This window comes from Aequorivita sediminis, assembly GCF_032080575.2.
In the GTDB taxonomy this organism is placed as follows: Bacteria; Bacteroidota; Bacteroidia; order Flavobacteriales; family Flavobacteriaceae; genus Aequorivita; species Aequorivita sediminis.
The window spans coordinates 1-2,023 of record NZ_JAVLSO020000019.1 but is presented as its reverse complement, the minus strand read 5'-3'; the positions used below and the strand labels follow the sequence as shown (position 1 = coordinate 2,023).

The following is a 2,023-nucleotide window of genomic DNA, read 5'->3' as shown; positions in this document are numbered from 1 at the left end:
TAGACCAATCCCCATAAGGGCAAACCGACATACACCGGTTCAGTCAACACTGCATTCATGTTGGGTCGTACCGACCACACGAATGCTTAGTTATTAGCCACAGTTTTTTATCCATTCCAAGTTCCTACTTTTTTTACTAATTGATTCATTTTCAATTTTAAATCGAGAATGTCTAAATCATCCATATCAATATGTTTAACTATTTCAGATGACAACTTACTTTTAGCAGACGCATATTTCTTTGTACTAACCTTTGCAATTATATCTTCCAATTTCTTATTAGAATCGATTTTTAATTTATCGATGCCTAACCAACTTTTTTTAGTTTTAGATGTGAGATAATTTTCTATTTCTCTGCCTTTTGTAACCCAAGAATTTCTATCACCTAATTCTTGTTTTATTCTAGATTTGGTTTTATTTATTCTGGTCTGACTAGAAAAGCCATCTCTATCCATTACGACAAATGCATTTCTATTAAGTCTTAGTAGCGGAATCAATTCTGAAATAATTTGTTCGCTATCAAATGATAAGTGAGAAAGCAACCTGCCTCCATAAAACATTATAGAAAAATGAAGCCCTTCAATTAATGTTTTATCTAATAATTCAATCCATTTTAAGATATAAGTTCTGTCACTTGGTCCTTCGACCCAAATTATTCCATTAGCTTGTAAAATATCACTCGAATGATAACCCAAATCATTAAGGATAGAAAATGTTTTTGCAGTCCTATTGGCATTAAAAATTGATGATTTTAATCCATCATTTTGAACGTGATAAACAGACGTGTTATACCTAGAATCTAGAAAAATGTTAGAGTGAGTGGTTAAAAAATATATATTTTTTGTTTTTTCTAAAAACTTGATAAACTTTCTTTGCAATTCTGGATGAAGATGTATTTCTGGTTCTTCGATACAGACAATCGAATTTTCGTGAATTACAAGAGTGCTACATAATAAAACTAATTGATGTATTCCTGTTCCAAACGATTCTAATGGTAATCTGTTTTCATCGATTGTTAAAACAATTTCCTTTTTTGTGTGAGGGATTTCTATTTCTAAATCAGGCTTATTTATTAAATCTCTGACAAACCTTTGTATTAAATTAAATTTATCTCGAGAAGATTCATTACCAATAACTGGATTCTGCATTTCAAACATTTTACTAATTATGTTTGAGCCGTTTATTGATGAATTTGAATCTCCAAATGTATGTCCTTCTTGAATAACTCTTAAATGAGGAATGTATATTAAATCATTGAATGTATTAGATACAATATTCTTTATTGTTTGTGTAAAATTCTTTTTAATAGCATCTAATAACTGACTTTCACTAGCACTCGCATAACTCCTTTGATATGGTAAAAGTTGATTTTGAGTAAGAGTAGAAAAAACTTTTGGTAACTCAATTGTTTGAGAGTTTAATGAAAATTCAAAGAAATGATAGTCTTCTAAAAATCCGTTGTGGTCAAATCCTGATGAATAACGAATTTTGTTTTTATCAATTGGTAAATCATCACCTTTGATTTTTAATTTGAGAATTGTCTGTTTTCCATTTCTCCTGTGCTGATTTTGAATATCGTTTGGGAACTTGTTTAAATCTTTAAGGTTTGAATTTAAACTCTGTAAGAATCTTAAAACGTTTGATTTACCGCAATTATTTTTTCCGATTATGACATTAATCTTTTTAAGATTGTCTAGATAGACACCTTCGTTGTCAAAACTTCTATAATTACTTATTCCAAATCCTTTTATTTTCATTCTTCCAAATTGTGGCTAACATAAGTATATCCGAAGCATCATATTAATTCATGGCGTATATATCGCATATACCCGCAATTATAATACTATCACATTCAAACATAGCACAAATAATTAAAATTTTATTTCGGGAAGTAATATCTTGTCCAATAATTGTCAACAATTACACAAAAATAATATGAATTTAACACCAAGAATCCCCAAAAACGTTACAAACAAATAATTATAATAAGAAAAGAAATTAAGGACATTATGATGACAAGTCG

At 29.2% G+C, this 2,023-nt stretch carries 1 protein-coding gene; it reads right to left on the bottom strand.

All coding sequences use genetic code 11. The annotated features are described in order from the left end of the window. Positions 1-107 precede the first annotated feature (107 nt). A complete protein-coding gene (locus RT250_RS13380; protein WP_313115382.1) occupies positions 108-1,757 on the bottom strand; it encodes an ATP-dependent nuclease in 1,650 nt (549 codons plus the stop codon). Between the last annotated feature and the right edge of the window lie 266 nt (positions 1,758-2,023).

Bases quoted from the DNA above. Each gene is read 5' to 3' on its own strand.
- RT250_RS13380 (WP_313115382.1), bottom strand. From the start codon at position 1,757: ATGAAAATAAAAGGATTTGGAATAAGTAATTATAGAAGTTTTGACAAC.